This window comes from Paenibacillus phytorum (genome assembly GCF_013141715.1).
GTDB classification, from domain to species: domain Bacteria; phylum Bacillota; class Bacilli; order Paenibacillales; family NBRC-103111; genus Paenibacillus_E; species Paenibacillus_E phytorum.
Genome location: NZ_WHOA01000164.1, coordinates 39,086 through 60,257 on the forward strand (window position 1 = coordinate 39,086; position 21,172 = coordinate 60,257).

General features: G+C 47.0%; 19 protein-coding genes. 10 read left to right on the forward strand and 9 right to left on the reverse strand.

Annotated elements, in window-relative coordinates:
- Window positions 1-5: 5 nt before the first annotated feature.
- The 4 genes from GC098_RS23835 to GC098_RS23850 form a co-directional block, all read right to left on the reverse strand.
- Entirely contained in the window at window positions 6-971 is a 966-nt protein-coding gene (locus GC098_RS23835; RefSeq protein ID WP_171645709.1) for an ABC transporter permease, read from the reverse strand.
- Window positions 972-1,098: 127 nt separating this feature from the next.
- Window positions 1,099-2,943 carry a cache domain-containing sensor histidine kinase gene (locus tag GC098_RS23840; RefSeq protein ID WP_171645710.1) on the reverse strand — a complete coding sequence of 615 codons (1,845 nt, stop codon included), beginning with the start codon at window positions 2,941-2,943 and terminating at the stop codon, window positions 1,099-1,101.
- 15 nt (window positions 2,944-2,958) lie between these two features.
- Window positions 2,959-4,575: a response regulator gene (locus tag GC098_RS23845; RefSeq protein WP_171645711.1), complete on the reverse strand. Its 1,617-nt coding sequence runs from the start codon at window positions 4,573-4,575 to the stop codon at window positions 2,959-2,961.
- Window positions 4,576-4,669: 94 nt separating this feature from the next.
- Complete coding sequence (locus tag GC098_RS23850; protein ID WP_171645712.1) at window positions 4,670-5,785, reverse strand: LacI family DNA-binding transcriptional regulator; 1,116 nt, start codon at window positions 5,783-5,785, stop codon at window positions 4,670-4,672.
- Between the two features lie 181 nt (window positions 5,786-5,966).
- Between GC098_RS23850 and GC098_RS23855 the strand changes: the two genes are divergently transcribed.
- Window positions 5,967-7,373: an FAD-dependent oxidoreductase gene (locus GC098_RS23855; protein ID WP_171645713.1), complete on the forward strand. Its 1,407-nt coding sequence runs from the start codon at window positions 5,967-5,969 to the stop codon at window positions 7,371-7,373.
- A gap of 19 nt (window positions 7,374-7,392) precedes the next feature.
- A complete protein-coding gene (locus GC098_RS23860; protein WP_171645714.1) occupies window positions 7,393-8,004 on the forward strand; it encodes an SGNH/GDSL hydrolase family protein in 612 nt (203 codons plus the stop codon).
- Between the two features lie 94 nt (window positions 8,005-8,098).
- Here GC098_RS23860 and GC098_RS23865 read toward each other — a convergent pair whose 3' ends face one another.
- Both GC098_RS23865 and GC098_RS23870 read right to left on the reverse strand, forming a co-directional pair.
- Window positions 8,099-9,469, reverse strand: coding sequence for a sigma-54-dependent transcriptional regulator (locus GC098_RS23865; protein ID WP_171645715.1), 1,371 nt, complete (start codon window positions 9,467-9,469; stop codon window positions 8,099-8,101).
- Window positions 9,462-11,093 carry a transporter substrate-binding domain-containing protein gene (locus tag GC098_RS23870; RefSeq protein WP_171645716.1) on the reverse strand — a complete coding sequence of 544 codons (1,632 nt, stop codon included), beginning with the start codon at window positions 11,091-11,093 and terminating at the stop codon, window positions 9,462-9,464. The genes GC098_RS23865 and GC098_RS23870 overlap by 8 nt, the downstream gene beginning before the upstream one ends.
- A 219-nt stretch (window positions 11,094-11,312) precedes the next feature.
- On the opposite strand from GC098_RS23870, the gene GC098_RS23875 reads away from it, so the two are divergent.
- The 5 genes from GC098_RS23875 (at window position 11,313) to GC098_RS23895 (ending at window position 15,820) form a co-directional block, all read left to right on the forward strand.
- Window positions 11,313-12,200: a DMT family transporter gene (locus GC098_RS23875; protein ID WP_171645766.1), complete on the forward strand. Its 888-nt coding sequence runs from the start codon at window positions 11,313-11,315 to the stop codon at window positions 12,198-12,200.
- Window positions 12,201-12,509: 309 nt separating this feature from the next.
- Window positions 12,510-13,331: a transporter substrate-binding domain-containing protein gene (locus GC098_RS23880; protein ID WP_246358899.1), complete on the forward strand. Its 822-nt coding sequence runs from the start codon at window positions 12,510-12,512 to the stop codon at window positions 13,329-13,331.
- Window positions 13,332-13,350: 19 nt separating this feature from the next.
- The gene (locus tag GC098_RS23885) at window positions 13,351-14,028 is read left to right on the forward strand and encodes an amino acid ABC transporter permease (protein WP_171645718.1); all 678 of its coding nucleotides are present in this window, start codon (window positions 13,351-13,353) and stop codon (window positions 14,026-14,028) included.
- Window positions 14,025-14,786, forward strand: coding sequence for an amino acid ABC transporter ATP-binding protein (locus tag GC098_RS23890; protein WP_171645719.1), 762 nt, complete (start codon window positions 14,025-14,027; stop codon window positions 14,784-14,786). The genes GC098_RS23885 and GC098_RS23890 overlap by 4 nt, the downstream gene beginning before the upstream one ends.
- 41 nt (window positions 14,787-14,827) lie before the next feature.
- Window positions 14,828-15,820 (forward strand): agmatinase family protein, encoded by a 993-nt coding sequence (locus tag GC098_RS23895; protein ID WP_246358901.1) that lies wholly within the window; start codon window positions 14,828-14,830, stop codon window positions 15,818-15,820.
- A 135-nt stretch (window positions 15,821-15,955) separates the two neighbouring features.
- Here the strand turns inward: GC098_RS23895 and GC098_RS23900 are convergent, their stop codons facing one another.
- Window positions 15,956-16,264 (reverse strand): hypothetical protein, encoded by a 309-nt coding sequence (locus GC098_RS23900; protein ID WP_171645720.1) that lies wholly within the window; start codon window positions 16,262-16,264, stop codon window positions 15,956-15,958.
- Between the two features lie 135 nt (window positions 16,265-16,399).
- Here GC098_RS23900 and GC098_RS23905 point away from each other — a divergent pair, with 135 nt between their 5' ends.
- Window positions 16,400-17,299: an SDR family oxidoreductase gene (locus GC098_RS23905; RefSeq protein ID WP_171645721.1), complete on the forward strand. Its 900-nt coding sequence runs from the start codon at window positions 16,400-16,402 to the stop codon at window positions 17,297-17,299.
- Here GC098_RS23905 and GC098_RS23910 read toward each other — a convergent pair.
- The gene (locus tag GC098_RS23910) at window positions 17,283-18,476 is read right to left on the reverse strand and encodes an oxalate decarboxylase family bicupin (protein ID WP_171645722.1); all 1,194 of its coding nucleotides are present in this window, start codon (window positions 18,474-18,476) and stop codon (window positions 17,283-17,285) included. The genes GC098_RS23905 and GC098_RS23910 overlap by 17 nt on opposite strands.
- 188 nt (window positions 18,477-18,664) lie before the next feature.
- Window positions 18,665-19,264, reverse strand: a complete 600-nt coding sequence (locus GC098_RS23915) for a TetR/AcrR family transcriptional regulator (RefSeq protein WP_171645723.1) — start codon at window positions 19,262-19,264, stop codon at window positions 18,665-18,667.
- A gap of 202 nt (window positions 19,265-19,466) precedes the next feature.
- Between GC098_RS23915 and GC098_RS23920 the strand changes: the two genes are divergently transcribed.
- Window positions 19,467-20,225, forward strand: coding sequence for an MBL fold metallo-hydrolase (locus GC098_RS23920; RefSeq protein ID WP_171645724.1), 759 nt, complete (start codon window positions 19,467-19,469; stop codon window positions 20,223-20,225).
- 209 nt (window positions 20,226-20,434) lie between these two features.
- On the forward strand, window positions 20,435-21,049 hold the full coding sequence (locus GC098_RS23925; RefSeq protein ID WP_171645768.1) for a transcriptional regulator: 615 nt from the start codon (window positions 20,435-20,437) through the stop codon (window positions 21,047-21,049).
- Window positions 21,050-21,172 lie beyond the last annotated feature (123 nt).

The following is a 21,172-nucleotide window of genomic DNA, read 5'->3' on the forward strand; positions in this document are numbered from 1 at the left end:
GCCCCCTACCATATGCTTCGCTTGATCAGCTTTTTGCTGAGTTCATTACCAGCAATAATTAGGATGAACCCAACGACAGAGTTGAACAACCCGACTGCTGTACTAAAGCTATAATCCTGTTGACCGAGCCCCTGCCGATAAACGAAAGTACCGATCACATCACCCGATTGATACACGACAGAGTTGTACATGGTCAGAATCTGCTCCGTGCCTGCTTCAAGCAAGTATCCCATGCGTAAAATTAAGATGAGAATGATCGTTGGCATAATACCTGGCAATGTAATGTGGAGCATTTGTCTAATGCGTCCTGCACCGTCAATGGAAGCTGCTTCATATTGTTCCTGCTCGATGCCTGCAATGGCTGCGATAAATATAATGGCATTCCAGCCTGATTCCTTCCAACCTGCTGTAAATACAACTACACTTCGGAAGTACTGGTTGTCCAGAAAGAAGGATATCGGCGTCCCTCCGAACCACTGAATCATATTGTTCACTAGACCGCCTGATGGGGACAGAATATTAATAAACAATCCAGAAATGATCACCCATGATAGAAAATGCGGGAGAAATATAATGGTTTGAATCGTCTTCTTGAAAAAGGCCTTCCGAACCTCATTCAAGAAAAGCGCGATGATGATCGGTATCGGAAAAAGAAGCACAAGCTTGTAAACGCTGATCAACAAGGTATTCATGAAAACCTGATAAAACTCTTCGGAATGTATGAGCTTCTCAAATTGATCCAGACCTACCCATTTACTTCCAGCAAAACCATCAAAAATGTTGAAGTCTTGAAAAGCGATAATAATCCCGTACATAGGCGCATATTTGAATAAAAACAGAACTACTAATCCCGGCACTAATAATAGGTATAAATCATAATTGGTTAGAATTAGCTTCCAACGGCCACTACCTTTTGTTTTGGGCTTGGCGTGAGCTTTTTTTTGTTCAAGCTCTGTTAGCGAAACACTCATGAATGGCTCACCTCCGTGTTCTTATAGGTTAATTATATAGGTGCCCTGAAACGACTTGTAGATGGTAATATTTCTGTTTCTGGTGCAATCTTATGGTATTTACGCAAACAAAAAGCCGACCTCTTTCTTATAGAGGCGGCTTATCAGATGAATGTTTATATGTCATTCGAACCGTAACTATTGTCCCTTCTCCGAGCGTGGAGTGAAGCTCCAGTCCATAGGCGTCTCCTGCGAACAACTTGATCCTTTCATTAACATTGTACAAACCATACGAGCTTCCGGAAACGTCTGATTTCATATTGGGACGCGGCTCTGTTAGCAGACTTTGCACAAGCTCTGGCTCCATGCCGATGCCATCGTCAGTGACGGATAAGATCAGAAGCCCCTCTTCTTGTCTGGCCTTTATCAAAATAGACCCTGTCTTGCCCTTAGATTTTCTTATCCCATGCAAAAGGGCATTTTCCACAATTGGCTGCAGTGTCAGCTTAGGCATTTCAATATCATCCATGCCTTCTTCGATGTCAAAATGAACCTTAAAGCTCTTCGGAAATCGGTTTTGCTGAATCTCCAAGTAAACCTTGGCTAAATTAAGCTCATCGGTCACACTGACCAAATCTCTGCCCTTGTTTAAGCTTAGCCTGAAATATTTGGCCAAACCATCGATCATCTGGCTAATATCGTGAGCGTTATGTCCAATAGCAATCCAGTTGATCGTATCCAAGGTATTGTACAAGAAATGAGGATTAATCTGCGCTTGCAAAGCCCGAAGTTGCGCTTCCCGCTCCTGCACCTTCGATTTATAAGTTTCTTCCATTAAATCTCGGACCCTATGAATCAGATGGTCGACGCTTTTTTCGAGTAAATAGAAGTCTCCTTCAGATGCTCCGCTCCGTTCATCGAGCCCCTCCATGCCTTCTCGTTTAATAACTCTTATCACCGTCTGCACTCTGCGATTCATCCCCCGCATGATAAATGCAAGGAGTAAAAAAACTAGAATGAGGAACAGAATCGTAATTCCCGACAAGGTAGCGACACTGGCAAATTGATTCAATGAAGCGGCACGCGAGCTAATACCATTCTTAGGCACTTCCGCAACCAGCTTCCAACCTGTGGAGCCAATCGTCGTATAGACGACATATTGTTGCGTGTTGTCTTCAATGATCGGAGATACGCCTTCATTCTTTTGTTCTATCGCGCTAAGCACGCTACTTGATTTTAGCTTCGTCCCTAGCAAGGATTTGTCGTTGTGCAAGACGACGGTGCCATCCGGTGCGACCATGAATACATTTTGCTCTTTGTTCAACTCGATATTGGATAGGATATTTTCTATGGTCTTAGCAGAGACTTCAATAGATAAAACACCTGACATATGATCGTAATCATCCGGATCCCGTAGTACTCTTATACCCGAGAAAATATAGCGGGCGCTCTGTGTATCATCTAGAAAGTTTTCCAAGTAAGCTCCCGTCCACACGAGATTGCCCCTGGAGTTCACTACATCTGTGTACCAAGGACGGTTTTTGATACTTTCCCACGGAAAGAAATTCACTCTCTCATGGGAAAAAAGCTTGGAGTCGTCGACATACAATCGAACGCGAAATACAATCGGATTCGTTTGGGCATTATCAACTAAAATACGCAGTTCCTTCATAGCATCGAGTTGATCGCTATCCGATGTCGAGTTGCTTAAATACTGATGCAGCTTAGGATTCATTAGAATCGTATTCGAAATATCACGTGCGGAATCCAATTGGTGATTCAAATTGATTTCAGCCTGCTTCAGCGTCTGAAGCATCGTTCGCGTTACTTCTTCTTCCAAAATGCGGGAGTACCTCTGCGAGTAAGCATACAGTAATACGGAAGCCGGAATCAGGATCAATACGATGTATGCGACCAGCCATAGCCTTGCGGCAACAACGCCCTTGAAGATCATCGATACGTAATTCAATCCTCTAGTCATGAGTTGCTTCATTTCCCTCCACCGCCTTTACAAGACTTGATCGCGAAATGAGCTCGGCGTATGTCCGGTGTATTTCTTAAATATTTTGCTGAAATAGCTAGGATCCGAGTAGCCAACGGCATAGCAAACCTCATAAAACTTATTGCTTGGGTCTTTCAAGAGCTCCTTCGCTTTGTCTACCCGAACTTTCGTCATATATTCGTTGATGGTTTCACCTGTCTCTTGTTTGAACAGCAGACACAGATAAGTCGTTGATAAAAATACTTCCTTCGCAATATCCCCAACTTGAAGGTTTTCCGCGAATCGTTTATCGATTAGGGAGCGAATACGTTCAATGACATTTTTGGCTTTGCCGCTGCGTTTCTCACCGATTCGCTCACACACCTCGATGAGATGGGATTCCACAAGCCGCCTTAAATCATCTAACGTTTCTTGCTGGAAAACCTCAGCCAGAAGCTCGTTCTCTTTCTCCTCCAGCCCCTGCCTGTGAACATTTAGCTCTAGCAAAATTCGGCTTGCAAGCAGCAGCAGCTGCAAGCTCAAGTTGCGCCCATACTGCATGCCTTCTGCACGATTGCGGGAAAGAGCGTTATAAATAACGTGAAGCTCCTCCTGCACCTTGCCAGCTTCCGCAGCTTTCAGAGAAGAGATCAATCTCTCATTCTGCGCTGGTTCAAAGCGATACATGCTTTCCTCACGTTGTTCCAAATTATCCATAGAAATGATCTGGTTTTTTCCGAGAAACCATCTTTGATCGGCAGCTTCTCTTGCTTGCGAATACGACTGCGGTAAGCTGGCTAACCTCGATATTCGCTCGCCCACGCCGATGGTCACACTAATTTTCAAATAGTTATAGAGACTTTCGCGAACTTCCTCGGCTAATGTAAACAAAAGACTTTCCTGATCTTCCTGCTCCACCATCCGAAGAATGCCTACGAACTCGCCTATTTGATTTTCAAAGACGTATCCACCAATCTCTTTCTCAATAAGCTCTTGCACGATATTAAGTACAGAGTAGGATAACAACTGCTGATCCCTTTCCGAACGAGTCTGTGCAACCTCAGAAGCATTATCCATGCGAATCGCAATCACCCAGTATGTCGCCTCAAGCGGAAGCTCAAGCCCGAGGAATAGGGTGCGATCCTGTATACGTGTAGGAAAAGTAACCCCTTCCCTAATTAATGACATAAGGAATTTTTCCCGCAGCAAGGGCATGCTCTGAATGAGCTTGACCTGCATGTCCTCAATCAGTTTTCGTTCCTGTTTTTCCGTCTGCAAGGTACGAACCAATCGTTCAACCACCACGCTAAGCTCCCCTAAATTGACGGGCTTGAACATATAATCGACCGCTTTGACTTGAAGCGCAGATTTCAAATATTCGACATCATCATGGCCGCTCACAAAAACAATTTTGATATGAGGAAATCGTTCGCTGAGTCTATTCGACATCTGAATGCCATCCATATTGGGCATGCGCACATCCGTTAACACTAAATCCGGCTTTAATCGTTCTATAACCTCTAACGCAACGTCACCGTCATCTGCATCACCCACCACTTCAATCCCATAAGCATTCCAGTCAAAATAAGTCCTTAACCCAAAACGAACTGTCGGCTCGTCGTCCACAATGACTAGTTTATACATCTCGTGTCGGCCTCCCTTTAGCTGCAGATCTACTTATTATATCGTGCAAAAAAGCCAAGGACATATGAGAATATTATGATTTCTGGTTCTATATTTACCTGAATTCAGAAAAAACACGGCCGTTTGAAGGCGCTGTTGTTGTACTCCCAACAAAAAAATCACCTTGAATGCGAATGTGTTCAAATGGCAGTGTCGGATTGGCAATTCGCCACAGCATCCGGTCGGCAGCACGGTAACCGGTCTCTCGGATCGAAAGAAGCGGCCTTGTGAACGATGGCAGAGACTCGGATTGCTCATTCAGGAATCCAACCAAGGACACATCCTCAGGCACTCGCCACTGTAGCTCGTTGCATAACTCATATACGACCGGAACTTCATGGTCAATTCCGCAGATGATGGCACTTGGCGTAGAATGTTCCATTCGTTGCAGCAGCTCTTCACGCCACTGCGCTTGGTTGGTCCGTTCACCGATGGAATGCATAGAAGGGTCGATTTCGACACCGAGCATATTCATCGCGTGACAGAAGGCTTGCCAGCGCAAAATAAAGCCACGCTGCAAATGGATATCTCCCACATACATAATTCGCTCATGCCCAAGGCTTCGCAGATAGGTTACCGCTTGAAACGCAGCTTCATAAACATCCCAAATCACGCTGTCTATTTTCACTCCTGGAGGAGGAAAGCTGAGCAATATTCGTGGCAGCTGCAGCCCAAACAGAGCGGGCTCCCACGCTTTAGGCACAATGCTTGGAGCGATGAAAATGCCATCCGCATAGGCCATTCCGCTTTCTTCGATCCAATCGTTTATATGTTCCTTCTTGATCTTTTGCGGTAACATGAGCAGCTCGATTTGATGGCCGAAGGAAAAGAAACGATCTTGAAGCCCTTGAAGCAACAGACGATTGTAAGCCACGGATTCTGCGGTCTGTACCAAAAGGAAGCGCTTCCGCTCATTGGGATAAGGAGCAATGCGATCGAGCCTAAGGCTGCGAATCTGATCCATTGTATAATAGCCCAGCTTCTCGGCCGTATGGACAATAAGCTGTCTGGTAGCTTCCGACATGCCGGGTTTTCCTTTTAGCGCTTTAGACACGGTCTGTACAGTCAACCCAAGCTCCTTGGCAATCGTTTTTAACGTAACTTCCTTTCGGGTAGGCATATAGGGCTGCACCTCATAGTAGTCCGGATTTGTTATTCGTTTAGTTATCATATCACGTCCTCTTTTTTGATTAAACTAAAATTAAACTAGTTCCTCCATGTCAGGGACCTATAATGAAGGCAATGACAATCAAATTAAGCTTTAGCGAATGACTACAAATCCAAATGATTACAAATGCAAATGACTACAAATCCAGTTTTGTTAAAGCAAAACTCTTAGGAGGAACATCAACATGACGAAGTTGAACATTCAAACTGTTACGATCCCATCGCAGAACCTTCCGGTTAGCTACACCCCGGACGTAGTTGTCGTTGGAGGCGGCGCATCCGGCATTGCAGCAGCTATTGCCGCAGCCCGCAATGGCGCTAACACGTTATTAATTGAGCAAAGAGGCTACTTGGGCGGGATGGGGACAGCTGCTCTAGTTCCTGCCTTCTGCCCTTATACCGATGGGGAGAAGCCGGTCATTCGCGGCATCGGGCTTGATCTGCTCGAGAAGATGAAACACGCTGCAGGTGATGACTTTATGCGACGTTACAAGGAACAGTTGGACTGGGTTCCCATCGATGTGGAAACGCTTAAGCGCGTATATGACGCAGAAGTACTGTCAAGCGGAGCGAAGGTACTGTTCCATACAGTAGCGGATCAGGTACTGCTGGATGGCGATCGGATAACCGGGCTAGTCATAAGCAATAAATCCGGACGGTCCGTCGTCCAAGCCAAACTGTACATCGATGCTTCGGGCGATGCGGATCTCGCTGCGCTGGCAGGTGTTCCTTTTCAAATTGGAGGAGAGCAAGGGGAGCTTCAACCCGGTACCATGTGCTATGTGGTTACCGGTGCGGACAAGGCACGCTATGAGCAGTTCCTTCAGGAGACAGGAGCGCATAGTCAACTGGAGAACATCGTCATTGAAGCGCAGCGAAACGGCGACCTCCCGGAGGGACGCAAGCGGATATCAGGTATGGCCTGGATTACCGATTCAATCGTCGGCTTTAATTTCGGTCATATCTTCAACATTGACGGCACAAAAACGGAGGATTTGACCCGTGCCGCGATCGAGGGCCGGAAGCTAATCGACATTCAGATCCGGTTTTTACGCAAATATGTGCCCGGTTTTGAGCATATCTTCCTCGTTCATTCTGGCGACCAGATTGGCATCCGCGAAACTCGCCGAATCCAGGGAGACTATACCCTCGTAGTCGAGGACTTCTTATCGATGCGGACATTCGAAGACGATATCGCACGCAATTCGTACTTTATCGATATCCATTTGGCAAACGCCAACAGCACGATGACGATCAAGCATCTGCCAAAAGGCAAATCCCATGGCGTACCTTATCGCTGCATGCTTCCAAAAGGCAAATCGAATTTAATCGTAGCCGGACGTTCCGTCTCGTCCGATCGTCCTGTGCAAGGCTCGCTTCGCGTCATGCCTAACTGCTTTGCGATGGGAGAGGCCGCAGGTGTCGCGGCAGCTATGGCAAGCTTCGCCGGCCTAGGTTTCCGCGAGGTTCCGATCTTAGAACTGCAGAACAAGCTGATAGCGCAGGGTGCATGGCTTGGTGAACGCCCGGGTAAAGCTGATGCGGATCAACCCGTTGCCGTAGGTGCCGTTACATTTGATGAAGAATGTTAGTGTAGGGAGTGTTCATGAAATGCAAAGTAAGTGGGTAGGAAAAACCTGGGGGACACTCGGCGACAGCATTACGGAGGCCGGAGGATATCAGCCTCTCATTCAGTCTGCTCTAGGCTTTTCGAGCGTGATCAATTATGGGAAAAGCGGCTGTCCGATGACTGCCGGAGGAGACCGCGACTACGGAGCCACGACGCATGTGGGCAAAACGATAGATGCTTCCTTGGATTGCGTCACCATCTTCGCGGGAGTGAATGATTTTCGTTTGGATAAACCGATAGGCGACATCGGCACGAACGATATTTATACGTTTTACGGAGCCTATACGACCCTTATCGAAGATATTTTGGCGAAAAATCCACGCTGCCGCCTTAGTTTGTGGACACCGCTGCAGCGGGATAAAGATGGCTATGACATCTTCTACATCAATGCAGCCGGACACCGTTTATCCGATTATGTCGAAGCCATTAAGCATATTGGTCATCTGTATGCGCTCCCTGTCCTTAATCTGTATGAACAAAGTGGGCTTAATAAGCTAACGCTGCCCAGCTTTACTTCAGATGGCTTGCATCCGAATGAGGCAGGGCATCAACGCATTGCGGATATGGCGATACCCTTTTTATTAAGTTTGTGAAAAAAGCCGTTCCTAGGTTCATGAACCTTGGGACGGCTTTTTGATTCATCAGATCATGAGCATGAATCTTGTGGAAAAAGGACAATCCCGCAAGCTATGGGAATGATCCTTCCTCCTTATATTTAGACATCTTGTCTCGCAGCGTGCGTTCGCCGATATCCAGCATATCGGCTGTTTTGCGGCGGTTTCCGCCAAGCTCCCGAAGCGTTGCCAATATGAGCTTTCTCTCCGCCTCTAGGGCGGTATCGCCCACATAAACGGGAACGAGCCGACCGTCTGCGATTTGCCCGCGCTGTGGCTGAAGGTCCATCGGCATATCTCGGATCGTCAAATGTTCGCCGTCCGCGAGTGCGATAGAACGCTCGATAATGTTTTGGAGCTCCCGCACGTTGCCGGGAAAAGGATAATCATTCAGCAGATTGAGCGCTTCCTGCGAAATGCCCTTTATTTGCTTGGACATTTTTCCGCCGATTTTGTCCATAAAATGCCGGATTAGCAGCGGGATATCTTCCTTGCGCTCGCGGAGCGGCGGAACCTGGATCGGAATGACGTTCAACCGATAATACAAATCTTCCCTGAACTTGCCCTGCTGCACTTCTTTCTTCAAATCCCGGTTCGTTGCGGCAATAATCCGAACATCGATCCGCTTCTCCTTATGCCCTCCGATTGGCGTCACCGTCTTCTCCTGCAGCACCCGCAGCAGCTTGCTTTGCAACCCGATATCGAGCTCACCGATTTCGTCGAGAAACAAGGTGCCACCGTCTGCTGTCTCGAAAATGCCAGCTTTGCGTACATTCGCGCCTGTAAACGCGCCTTTTTCATAGCCGAACAGCTCGGATTCCATCAAATTGGCGGGGATGGCGGCGCAATTAATCGTGGAAAACACCTGCTCCCGTCGCTCCCCTGCAAAATGAACGGCACGGGCGACCAGTTCTTTTCCCGTCCCGCTCTCCCCGAGGATCAGAATGCCAGAATCGATGTTCTTTACTTTATCGATAAGCGCAAATACGTGCTTCATCCGATCGCTTTCGCCGATCAGACCGTGCACGTCGTAGGCTTTGCGGATTTCTCCGTCCAACCATTCCACTCTTGATTGAAGGTGATACTGCTCCTGCGCTCTGCCGCACAGCACCTTGAGCTCCTCCATATCGATCGGTTTCTGCACATAATAGAAAGCGCCGAGCTTCATCGCCTCAACGGCGGAAGCGATGCTGCCGTACGCGGTCATCATGATGACGACTGTCTTAGGTGACATTTGCTTGACCGTCCGCAGCACCTCGATGCCGTCCCTCATGCCAATTCGCAGATCCAAGAGCACGATCTCAAACGAAAGATGCGCGAACAAAGCGACCGCCTCGTCGGGATCAACGGACGTATACACTTGATAATCGTCTTCCAAAATAAACGACAATGATTTGCAGATCGAGATTTCGTCATCAATAATAAGCAAATTCGGTTTATGCATGTTCGCTCTCCCCCTGCTCGCCCGGTAATTTCAGCGTCACCTTGGTTCCGGTTCCCTTCTTGCTTTCCACTTCGATCCCCCCGTTGTTCTCGGCCATCAGCCGGTAGCAAATCGACAGCCCAAGTCCGACCCCTCCAGCTTTTCGCGTAAAAAAAGGTTCATAAATGTTCGCCAAGTCCCGGGGATCGATGCCTTCGCCAGTATCTTCAATCGTCATCATGACATGGGGACCATCACTATAAGCCGTTATCTGCAAATGCCCGCCGTCCTCCATCGCATCGATCGCGTTTTTGAACAAATTGATCAGCACCTGCTTGATTTGCTGGGCATCCGCCCAAACAACGAAAGACTCCGGCACTTCAAGCCGGACGACGATACGTTGATTTTCGAACAGCTGATGGAACAGCAGCACGACGGCTTGAACGGTTTCGCTGATAGCAAAAGTCGTTTTCTCTGGCGGCTTGTCACGCGCGAAGTCCAGCAGTTCACCGACGATCCGGTTCAACCGCATCACTTCCCCAGTTACGTGCTGTGCAAAAAACTCGCGGTATTCCTTGTTTTCGTATTTGGTAGGCAGAAGCTGGGCATAGGATAAAATGGACGTAATCGGATTGCGGATTTCGTGGGCAATCCCTGCGACTAATTGGCCTAACGATTGCATCCTATCTTTACGCGCAAGCTCGCCCAGCGTTTTTTTGTAAGTGTCGACGCGCTTCTTCAATTCTCTCTTCAGCGTAAAATTCCACCACAAAATGATAAGCAGCACACAGGTTATGGCGACCAGGCCGATGATAAAATAAGTTAGCATGCCGCGGATATTGCGAGTCGACGGATAAATGTATTCGCCGAACCATTTGCGTTCGATTTTCGGGTATGTACCGTTTGTTTTGATTTTCCGCAGTCCTGCGTTGATCGGCTCAAGCAGCTGTTCGTTCCGCTTCAGGACGACCATGCCATAGTTGGTTGGTGAAATCGGATCTCCGACGAGCTTCACCTTGTCCTGTTGACCATCCGATTGCAGCAAATATTGACCTGTAATTTGATTGCCGATAAAAGCGTCCACTTTGTGCTCCAGCAGCATCTGGATTGCCTCTTCCTGATTTTCCCCAGCAAGTACAACAGCATTAGGAAGCCGTTGCAACGCTTCCCCGCTAATATCGCCTTCCTGAACGGCTATTTTACGGTGCTGCAAGTCGCCCAGCGAGAACACGGAATAATTGTCCTTCAATACGAAAATCGCCTGCGTACTTGTAAAATACGGTTCGGAATAAGCGTATAACGACGCACGCTCCTTACTGTATTTCATCCCTTGGATGGCGTCTACACGACCCGATTCCAGCGCCTTCAGCGCTTCGCTCCACGGCATCGGATAGAACTCAAACGTAATCCCGGTTTCGATGGAAAGTGCGTTCATCATATCGACGTTAAAACCTTGAAATGTACCGTTGACCTCGAATTCGAACGGTGGAAACCAGTTATCGCCGGCAACGCGAATCACTTGCCGCAGCTCGGATGGCGTATCATCAGCGGCCGCTGCGGAAAACGGGAAGAAGAAAGTCGCCGCAAACATAGCAAACGCTATACAGAGAAGTGGAATGCCAGTAACAAGACCATCTCTGCGCATTATCCTTTCATCCCCTCTCTATCATGGATAGTCAGTATTATATCTCAATTCGAGAAATTTCACGATTAGCTCCACTATTGCCCGGTCTCTGATGTCCAACGGTTTGCAGATGGTTGAAGTCAGTAAACAGGTTAAGCTCGTCCCGCCCTGTGCTCCTACCTTGCTCTATTGTATAATAATCGAGACAACTAGGAGGAATTCATCTTGGAAACTAGCAAATTGAAACCGCTGAAAGCTGATCTTATCATGTTATTTGTCACCATATGCTGGGGATCTTCTTACCTATTTATGAAAATGGGCCTAGATTCGATACAGGAGTTTAATTTAATTGCTCTTAGGTTTGGATTGGCCTTTATTCTTGCATCTATCAACTTTTCCCGACACCTGCGGCAGAAGATTAACTTAAAGATCTTACTTTATTCCTTCATCCTAGGCTTTATCTTATTTGCTATATTCACCTTGATTACATTTGGCTTGAAGACAACGACAACTTCCAACGCAGGGTTTTTAATAAGCTTAACCGTTGTTTTCGTTCCTTTAATTAGCACTTTCATCTTCAAAAACAAAGTCCCAACAAAAACTATACTCAGCATCATAATAGCAATAACGGGAATTGCATTTCTGACTTTACAATTTCCTCTTACTATGAGTATTGGTGATCTTTTGTGTATTGCGGCTGCATTCTTATATGCCGTTCACATTATTGTGGCAAGCTTCGCTGCACGAAGATTTGATACTCTTAGTCTAGGTATTCTACAGCTAGGATTTACTGGATTGTTTGGTTTCATCTTTTCCATCATTTTCGAAACACCTTCGCTACCAAAAACATCTACTGGATGGTTTGCAATTCTCATGCTTAGTATCTTTTGCAGTTTAGGGTTTGTATTACAGATTATTGCCCAAAAATATACTTCGCCAGCTCGAACGGGGTTAATTTTTTCACTAGAACCTGTTTTTGCAGCTATTTGTGGGTTCTGGTTTGCACAAGAAATCCTTGGACTTAGAGGATATATAGGTGCGATACTCGTTCTTCTTAGTATTGTTCTAACGGCAGGTAACATTAAATTCCCATCAAAAGCAAAACACTTAAGCAAAGCGAACGAATGAAGAAGTTTACTATGCCAAAAAAGGGGCTGTCCTCAGGTAGAGATTTACTACTTTTGGGACAGCACCTTTGCTATTAAAACTAAAGTTTGCCTTTGGCTATCAAAGGGGCGGCGAAATCCACCGCAGCGGCAAAAACTGCCGCTTTTGTCTCTCCTAACTATTCCTCTATTTATCTCCAGGTTTATTTGAAAACCCTTACAAATACTCATGTTTTTCTCTCTATCAAACGGTTGGCATGAAACTTGCTATATATATAGAATTGCAGTAACAATTAAATCACAATGGGGGAAAAAAACAATGACTCACCAAATGAAAAAAGTAATGCCTCTCGCGATCTTGTGCGTACTTACGATTCTTGCAACCGCTTGCGGTGGCGGGAAAGCGAATCCCGCTCCGAGCGAACAGGCCAAAACGACGAGTGCATCGGCGAAAGTCAGCACGGACGAAGTGCTGCAAAAAATCGCAAAGAACAAAACACTTACAGTCGGAACGGATGCGACTTTCAAACCGTTCGAATACAAATCGGGTGACAAATACGATGGTTTTGACATCGAGCTCATTCAAGCGGTTGCCAAAGAAATGGGTGCGGATAAAGTGGAATTCGTCGATACGGAGTTCAAGGGGCTGATTCCAGGCTTGCAGGCTAAGAAATTCGACTTGATCGTTTCCGCCATGTACATTACCGACGAGCGCAAACAGACAATCGATTTCTCCGACACATACTTCCCGGGCGGTCTAACGATCATGATCAAAAAGGACAATGACAAGATCAAAGGCATCGAAGATTTGAAAGGCAAGAAAGTAGCTGTGCAAATCGGCACCAAATCCGTCAAATTTTTAGAAGAGAGCCACAAGGACATTCCCCTGGTGAAGGTCGAGAAGAACACCGAGATGTTCCTAGAGCTCGAAACTGGCAAAGTCGAAGCTGTCGTAACTGGTGGACCTGCTGCCATGACGTACGCGAAAGAAAAAGGCACAGTGAAGGTGCTGCCTAAAGGACTGACGCAAGAATTTTATGGGTACGGTATCCGTAAAGATAATCCGGAATTCCAGAAAGCCGTTAACGAAGCGCTCGTGAAAATAAAAGCGAACGGCAAATACAACGAAATCTTCAAAAAATGGTTCGAATAACAAGAAATGAGGGTTGACCATGCAGCATCTTGATTTTAGCATCCTTGCGGAATGGCAAAACATTCGTCTCCTTCTAAAGTCGTTATGGTATACGGTTGCTTACACGCTAGCGGGGTTTACGCTTAGCATCGTGGTCGGAACGATCATTTCGTTTGGGCAGATGGCCAAAAACAGACCGATAAGGTTCTTGTCCCTAGCCTATCTCTCTTGGTTCCGGGGAACGCCGCTGCTCGTCCAGCTTTTCCTCTTATACTACGGCTTGCCGATCCTGTTCGGTATCGATACGGTCCCTTGGGTGTCTGGCATCATCGCCTTGGCGATGTACGGCGGCGCCTACTCGTCGCAAATCATCCGCAGCACAATCCAATCGATCGACCGGGGACAGATGGAAGCCGGACGATCGATCGGCTTCTCCTACGCGCAAACGATGCGGAAGATCATCATTCCGCAAGCGGTTATCCGAATGCTGGCTCCGATGACCAACGAGCTGATTTCTTTGACCAAAAACTCGTCGCTGCTTTCCACGATCACGGTGGTGGAGCTGTTCCGTCAGGCGAACATCCTGATCGCCGATACGTACAAGACGCTGGAATTTTTGATTGCTGTCGCCATTCTTTATTATGTGGTCAACAACATTATCGGACTCATCGGGATGAAGCTAGAGAAACGTCTGAGCACAGGAGATGACATGCGATGATACGAATTAACGGCTTACACAAAATGTTCGGCAGCAACCGCGTGCTGCGGGGTGTGGATCTTCAGGTGAATCGCGGGGAAGTCGTGGTCATCCTTGGACCGTCCGGTTCGGGAAAAAGCACGCTGCTGCGCTGCATCAATTATTTGGAGACGTTCGAACAAGGAAACGTGTTCATCGAAGGAAAAGCAATCGGCCGTATAACGGCCGGCGGACATTCCCGGGAAATGCCGCAAAACGAACTGAATGCGATGAGGCAGGAAGTAGGAATGGTTTTTCAATCATTCAACCTTTACCCGCACATGACAGTGCTGCAGAACATCACGCTGGCCCCAATTTCATTACGCGGCATGAAAAAAGAGGAAGCGGAACAACAGGCGCTCGAACTGCTCCGCAAGGTCGGTTTGGAGGAAAAGGCGAATGCCCGTCCATCGAGTCTGTCCGGCGGCCAAAAGCAACGCGTCGCGATTGCCCGCGCCTTGGCGATGATGCCGAAAGTGATGCTGTTCGACGAACCTACATCCGCTCTCGATCCGGAAACGGTAGGAGAAGTGCTTCAGGTGATGCGCAATCTGGCGCAGGAAGGGATGACGATGATCATCGTGACGCACGAGATGGGATTCGCCCGCGACGTGGCCGATAAGGTTGTAGTCATGGATGGCGGTGTTATTCTAGAAGAAGGAGCGCCTTCGACCATTTTTACGAACCCGTCGCATCCGCGTACGCAAACATTTTTGAGCCAGGTGCTGCAAAACAATTGATCCGAAGCCGTTGCGGCTTCATTTCCAGATAGGAGGCATTCATGATGAACCAAATCCCTTATTTACAGCGGCCGAGCCTAGTTTACACGCCCGGTCAAGGAGATCCTAACGTGACCCGGCTCAGCGATTGGATAACCGAGTGGGACGGCAACGAACTATTTCAGGCGGCACTTATCGGTGCACCGCTTTCGAAGAGCTCGATCAGCTTCTCCGGCGCCCATATGCATCCGACCGTATTCCGCCAGTTATTCAGCGCGTTCACGACTTATAACTTCGAAGACGATCTGGATTTGCTGCCGCTGCGCGTCCGTGACCTCGGCGACATCGTCATGCATACGACCGATATTCCGCAATGCCACCATAATATTGAACATGCCTTTGAGGAAGTGGCGAAACGGCTCCCGACCGTCGTTCCGTGTTTAATCGGCGGCGACCATTCGATCACGTATCCAGCACTAACCGGTCTACAACGCGTCCGCGGAGAACGGATCGGACTGATCCAATTCGATGCCCATCTCGATGTGCGGGACACAGCTTCCGGGGGAAGATCGAACGGGACTCCTGTTCGCAGCCTTATGGAAACCGGAGTCTTGCGTGGCGAGGACGTCGTGAACATCGGCCTCCGCAGCTTCGCCAACTCCAAGCAGTACCGCACCTACGCCGAACAGCAGGGTGTCACGTTATATACGGCGAAGCAGGTTAGGGAACGCGGCATTCAGACGATTCTAGAAGAAGCGATCGCCAGGCTTAAGATGAACGTCGATGTGGTATACGCCACGTTCGACATCGATGTGCTCGATCAGTCGGATGTGCCTGGGGTACCGGCGATCGGACCGGGCGGACTTTCCCCACTTGACTTGTTTTATTGCGCGGAGGTGCTCGGGGCGTGGGACCGAGTCATCGCTATGGACATGGTTTGCGTGGACCCGAACCGGGATACGCGAGACCGGACGACGCGGATTAGCATGCACGTACTTTTATACTTTTTAACCGGATTGGCCAAGCGGCTCAAGCTTACACCTGGTCATGTTTGACGGAACCAAATGCTTCACCATCGCCTTGCTCACCTTCTGCCGGAAGAGTACTGGTATACAAAAAGACACCTGTAAGGTGTCTTTTTGACTATATTTCTATTCGCTAATTTTCGCTAAAGCCCCACATTTAATGGTTCATAAATTCGCATAAGCTAAAAACCCGAGCAAGGGCACGATCCAGAGCAGCGGGATACAATTCCAGATCAGGGAAGCCTTATACCTCCGCCGGGAAAAAAGAATCCATCCCGCAATTAGTGCTGCCAGAAGTCCTAACGGGTAAATGACAATATAAGAAAAAATAAGCCAAGTCGTTACATCATTTACCGCATCAGGATGGTCGAACATCATGACCGACATTCCGGCGACAAAAAGCCATACAATTACAAACAAAACATACACGATTTGTGACACGATCAATGTCCAAAGCGTTTTTTTGCGATTCATCTATTTACCCCCCAACCTGTATGTTAGATATATTTCGACATCATTTTCAAAAACTCCTACTAGAATTACAGCATTTAGAACCATACATGACCTGGGTGAATATCATGCTGTTGTAAAAACGAATGGAGGATGGCTATGTACCCGAAATATCCTTATTACAGCTATGAAACAAAGTGCGAAAATAAACCGGTTACCTTTCCGCCGCAGCATCAGGACAGACAACCTGGTTTGGAGTACTTAATGGTTCCAACGCCAATATCAGACAATCCGCAATATGTTGGGAGTGGGAAATTACAAGGCAAGGTCGCTATTATTACGGGGGGAGACAGCGGAATCGGAAGAGCTGTGGCTATCGGCTTTGCCAAAGAGGGCGCGGATGTGGTCATTCCTTATCTTTACGAGCATGAAGACGCCAAAGCAACGGCAGAAATGGTATCGCACTATGGCCGGCGCTGCCTTCCGATTGCCGGGGACTTAAGAGACGAGGCATTCTCCAATGAAATCGTGCAAAAGACGTTGGAATTTTTCGGGAGAATCGATGTTCTGGTGTTGAATCAAGGTGTTCAGTTCCCCCAAGTGAGTATCCTGAATATCAGTACCCAGCAGCTCGAGGATACATTCCGCACGAATATTTTTCCGCATTTCTTTATGACCAAAGCCGCACTTCCCTATTTGCAGTCAGGAAGCTCGATCATCAGCACAGCATCTGTTACGGCATACGCGGGGGCGCCTTTGCTTGTAGATTACTCATCGACCAAAGGCGCAATCGTATCTTTCACCCGTTCGCTTTCGCTTCAACTAGTGAAACAAGGAATCCGCGTGAATGCGGTAGCTCCGGGTCCAATCTGGACCCCGTTAATCGTCTCCAGCTACTCCGCTGAATACGTAAAAACATTCGGTACAGAGACACCGATGAAGCGTGCCGGTCAGCCATTTGAGCTTGCTCCGACATACATTTACTTGGCATCGGATGATTCCTCTTTTGTAACCGGACAGGTGCTGCACGTAAACGGCGGCGTTATGACTGAGACTTGAGTAAAAAACCCGGATACTTGACGACCGGCCATTCCTCTTTACGCAGCGCATCCAATAATTCGGGTCCAACATGCAAATTGTTTCTAACCAGGTCGCGAGGGGTAAGCGCCATCCATTGATTCAATGACACGTCAGCAAATCGGTCACTCTTGAACATTTCCAGAAACCATAACGGTTGATTACCGGTATTTTGAATATAGTGACCCGTAGCAAATGGTACATAGCCGACATCACCCGCTCTATAATCAAATGTTCGGGCTATCCCATTACCAGCAAATACCGTCATGCGCCCTTGTCCGGTAAGGTAATACTGCCACTCGTCGTTATTCGGATGCCAATGCAGTTCTCTCATAGCACCTGGTTCAATCTCCACAAGCGCTGCTGCGATAGTTTTTGATATTGGGAAATTAGAAGAGTCAACGATTCGTACGCTTCCTCCTGGTGTTTTAATCGGTGTTTGTGCTAGCAGCTGATGCTTGAAGCTCAGGGGTGTAGTTCCGTATGGGGACTGTACCTTCTCGTTTTCCAGAGGACCAGGAATCTTGTCTTGATAGATATAAACCTGCCCGGAAGGAATGTTGTTAAAGGCACTCATGGGTACGCCGAAATTGGCCGACAGTACATCTTTGGGCGTATGTGCAAACCAATCGGAGATCGATAATGTGCTAAGGTCAGAAAAGTTACCGTCATCGAAGACGAGCAAGAATTCGCAGTGCTCCAACCCCTGAATGGAATGCGGCAGTCCCGGGGGAAAGTACCACAGGTCGCCTGGGCCGACATCGGCAATGAAGCTTCGTCCTTCTGAGTCGATTGACGTAATTCTTGCCCGCCCCAAAATCATATAGGACCATTCTGCTTGTTGATGCCAATGCAATTCCCGGACACCACCGGGTGTCAAGCTCATATTTACACCTGCGAGCGTGGTCGCAATGGGCAGCTCTCTGACGGTGATTTCCCGTGACCATCCTCCATGATTTAACTTCATAGAAGTGTCAGAGAATGAAAATTTCATGTTAGGGAGTAAGCCAGAATCCGTTACAGGTGGAACCAGCATATCAGGATTTTCAATATCTCTCATAACATCCCGGGGACCGGTATCCATCCCGCCCGCGCCATCACTTCGGATGGGCTGTGGCACATTTCCGTACGTACCTTGATTCCGTCTCGGAATTTCCATTTCATTGATTCCTCTCATAGTCCGCGTTCTTTGCATACTCATTCTAAAAGATATATGAAACAGAATCTGTGTAAATGACTTTCGTACCTCTAACAAAACCTTGCATAAATGAACAAAAAATAAGGACCTGCTGCGGCAGGCCCTGTTTTGGTTGGGTACAATAGTGTTTGAATCCATTAGTCATTTTATTATTCTTTGATCAGCATCCGATCATCGATATATTGCCTAACATTACTCGCGCAATGTCGAATGTACTTGCTATCATCAAATAATTTACTCAGCATAACGCCGCCTTCTACCACAGCAATAATATAGCTGCAAACCTCTTCAGGATCTATCTCTTTTCTAAATTCTTTATTCTCAATGCCATTGTTAATGATCAAGGTTAGCTTCTCGATAAAAATTCCCATCGCTTGTTGAGCCCGTTCTTTGAGATGAGGGTGTCCGTCGTCACTTTCAATCGCTGTATTTAATATCGGACATCCTCCTTCCAAAGAGTTGGTTTCAATGAGATCGATATAAACCTTGCATATGGCCAACAGTCTCTCTTTTGAGTTGGATGCATTCTCTAGTGCTTTGAATAGGTGCCCTAGAATTTGCGAAAAAGAATAATCAAAGGCCGCAAGAGCAATTTCATCCTTGTTTTCAAAATGATTATAAATCCCGCCTTTGCGTATACCGCAACGCTCTATAATTTCAGATAGGGAAGCACCTGTATATCCCTTTGTATTAAACAAACCAGCAGACTCACGAATGATATGTTCTTTCGTTATTTGGCCCTTACGCATGGTACAACCTCCTATCAAAAAAGTACCGTTTGGTCTTAAAATAGCATACTACTTTTTGAAAAACAATCAAAATTACATAAGATTCGCAAAACAAAGTGTGGAAAAAATTTCTTGCAGAATACCTATCGCTGTGTTATTTTAAAACAGACCGGTCGGTACTTTATTTGAAACACGCTATTTCTATAATTAGGAGATGATAGCCATGTCTTTTTCTATTCAACATATCCGTAATGCAACCTCACTTGTTACAATGAATGGCAAAAGAATTCTTGTCGACCCTATGTTAAGTGAAGTGGGACAGCTCCCTCCAGTTCCTTTTACAAGGACTTTACGTAGAAACCCATCCGTACCTCTCCCCGTAACGTTAGATACTTTTGATAAAATCGATGCTATCCTACTAACTCATTTACACTTTGATCACTTCGATAAAACAGCAAAGACCGTTCTAAACAAGAAGGTCCCCGTCTTTTGCCAACCTGCTGATCAAAAATATATTAAATCCTGTGGTTTCTATAACGTTTATCCAATAGATGATACCCATCCATGGTGCGGAATTGATTTTAGGAGAATTAGTGGCCAGCATGCCAAGGGAATCGTATCTAAACTGCTTGGTCCAGTATCCGGTTATATTCTGAGTACTTCAGATGAGAACTCCTTATATATAGTAGGAGATTGCATTTTTACCGATCAAATCAACCAAGTTTTTAAACAGTACCAGCCTCGGGTTTGTATCTTAAATACGCCAAGAGCTCAGCTGCTGTTGGGTTCTATTATCACTATGACCCCTCAAGATATCATTAAAGTCTTAAAGGTATCTCCCTCGTCTAAAATTGTAGCCGTGCATATGGATGCAATTAGTCACTGCACGTTAACAAGAAAAGATCTTCTTTCTTATCTAGATAAACAAAATGCGTTAGATTCGGTGTTTATCCCCCAAGATGGCGAGTTCATTTATTTTTGAATGACCATTCGCTTGCTCCCCTAGGGGAGGACAATTATTTGCTATATACTGGTTGTAAAATGGTCGTGAAGCACACGCCGCTCTTAATCTCATGCAGCGCCAAGTAGATTAGTTACTTTGCGTTCGTGGATTGGGGTGGCGTTTTTATTTACGGCCGGTACGATGGAGGATGATATGGTTTGAAATTTGAACAAGCATTTGAGCATTTTATGCAGCAGCAGGTGGAAGAAGAAGCGAACGGGAGAAGACGGGAACGTCCGGAAAAGGGACTAGGCCACGCGGAGACGGAATTTCTGCGCACGATTTGGTACCCCGTCGTCGGGAACTTTCATCATCTTTACCCCGAATGGGAGGTGCGCGACTTCTCCAATGGGTATCGATATTTAGATCTTGCCTACATGCCCGGTGATGCTAAAGGTGTCATTGAAGTGCAAGGCTTCGGCTCTCATGCTCGCGATATCGAAGCATGGCGATTCAAGGACCTATGCATGAGGCATAGTCACCTCGCATTAGACGGATGGGTAGTTATACCGATCGCCTATTCATCGATAACCGATACACCGAAACAATGCCAGCAGCTAGTGCTTTCCTTAATCGGAAAATTCGTATCAACAGGCGTGCCGAAGGACTTGTCGTGGCTAGAAAGCGAAGCTTTACGGTTTGCTCGAAGGCTGCTTCGCCCCCTTACCCCAGCTGAGTTGGCGGATCACCTTAATGTCACAACGAGACATGCGAGAACTCTCCTTCGTAATCTAGTAGACAAGCAGATGCTGGTTGTCATAAGTGGTCAGGAGCGAATTCGGACATATAAACTGCTAATCTAGGCTGGCGGGGAGGCGGGGAACGAGGATACGCTATTTCGGCGATTACGCCGATACTGGGCAGATAGGCGGAACGTAGGAGCGCTATTTTGGTGTTTTTACGGTTTTCACACCGCGAAAACAGGA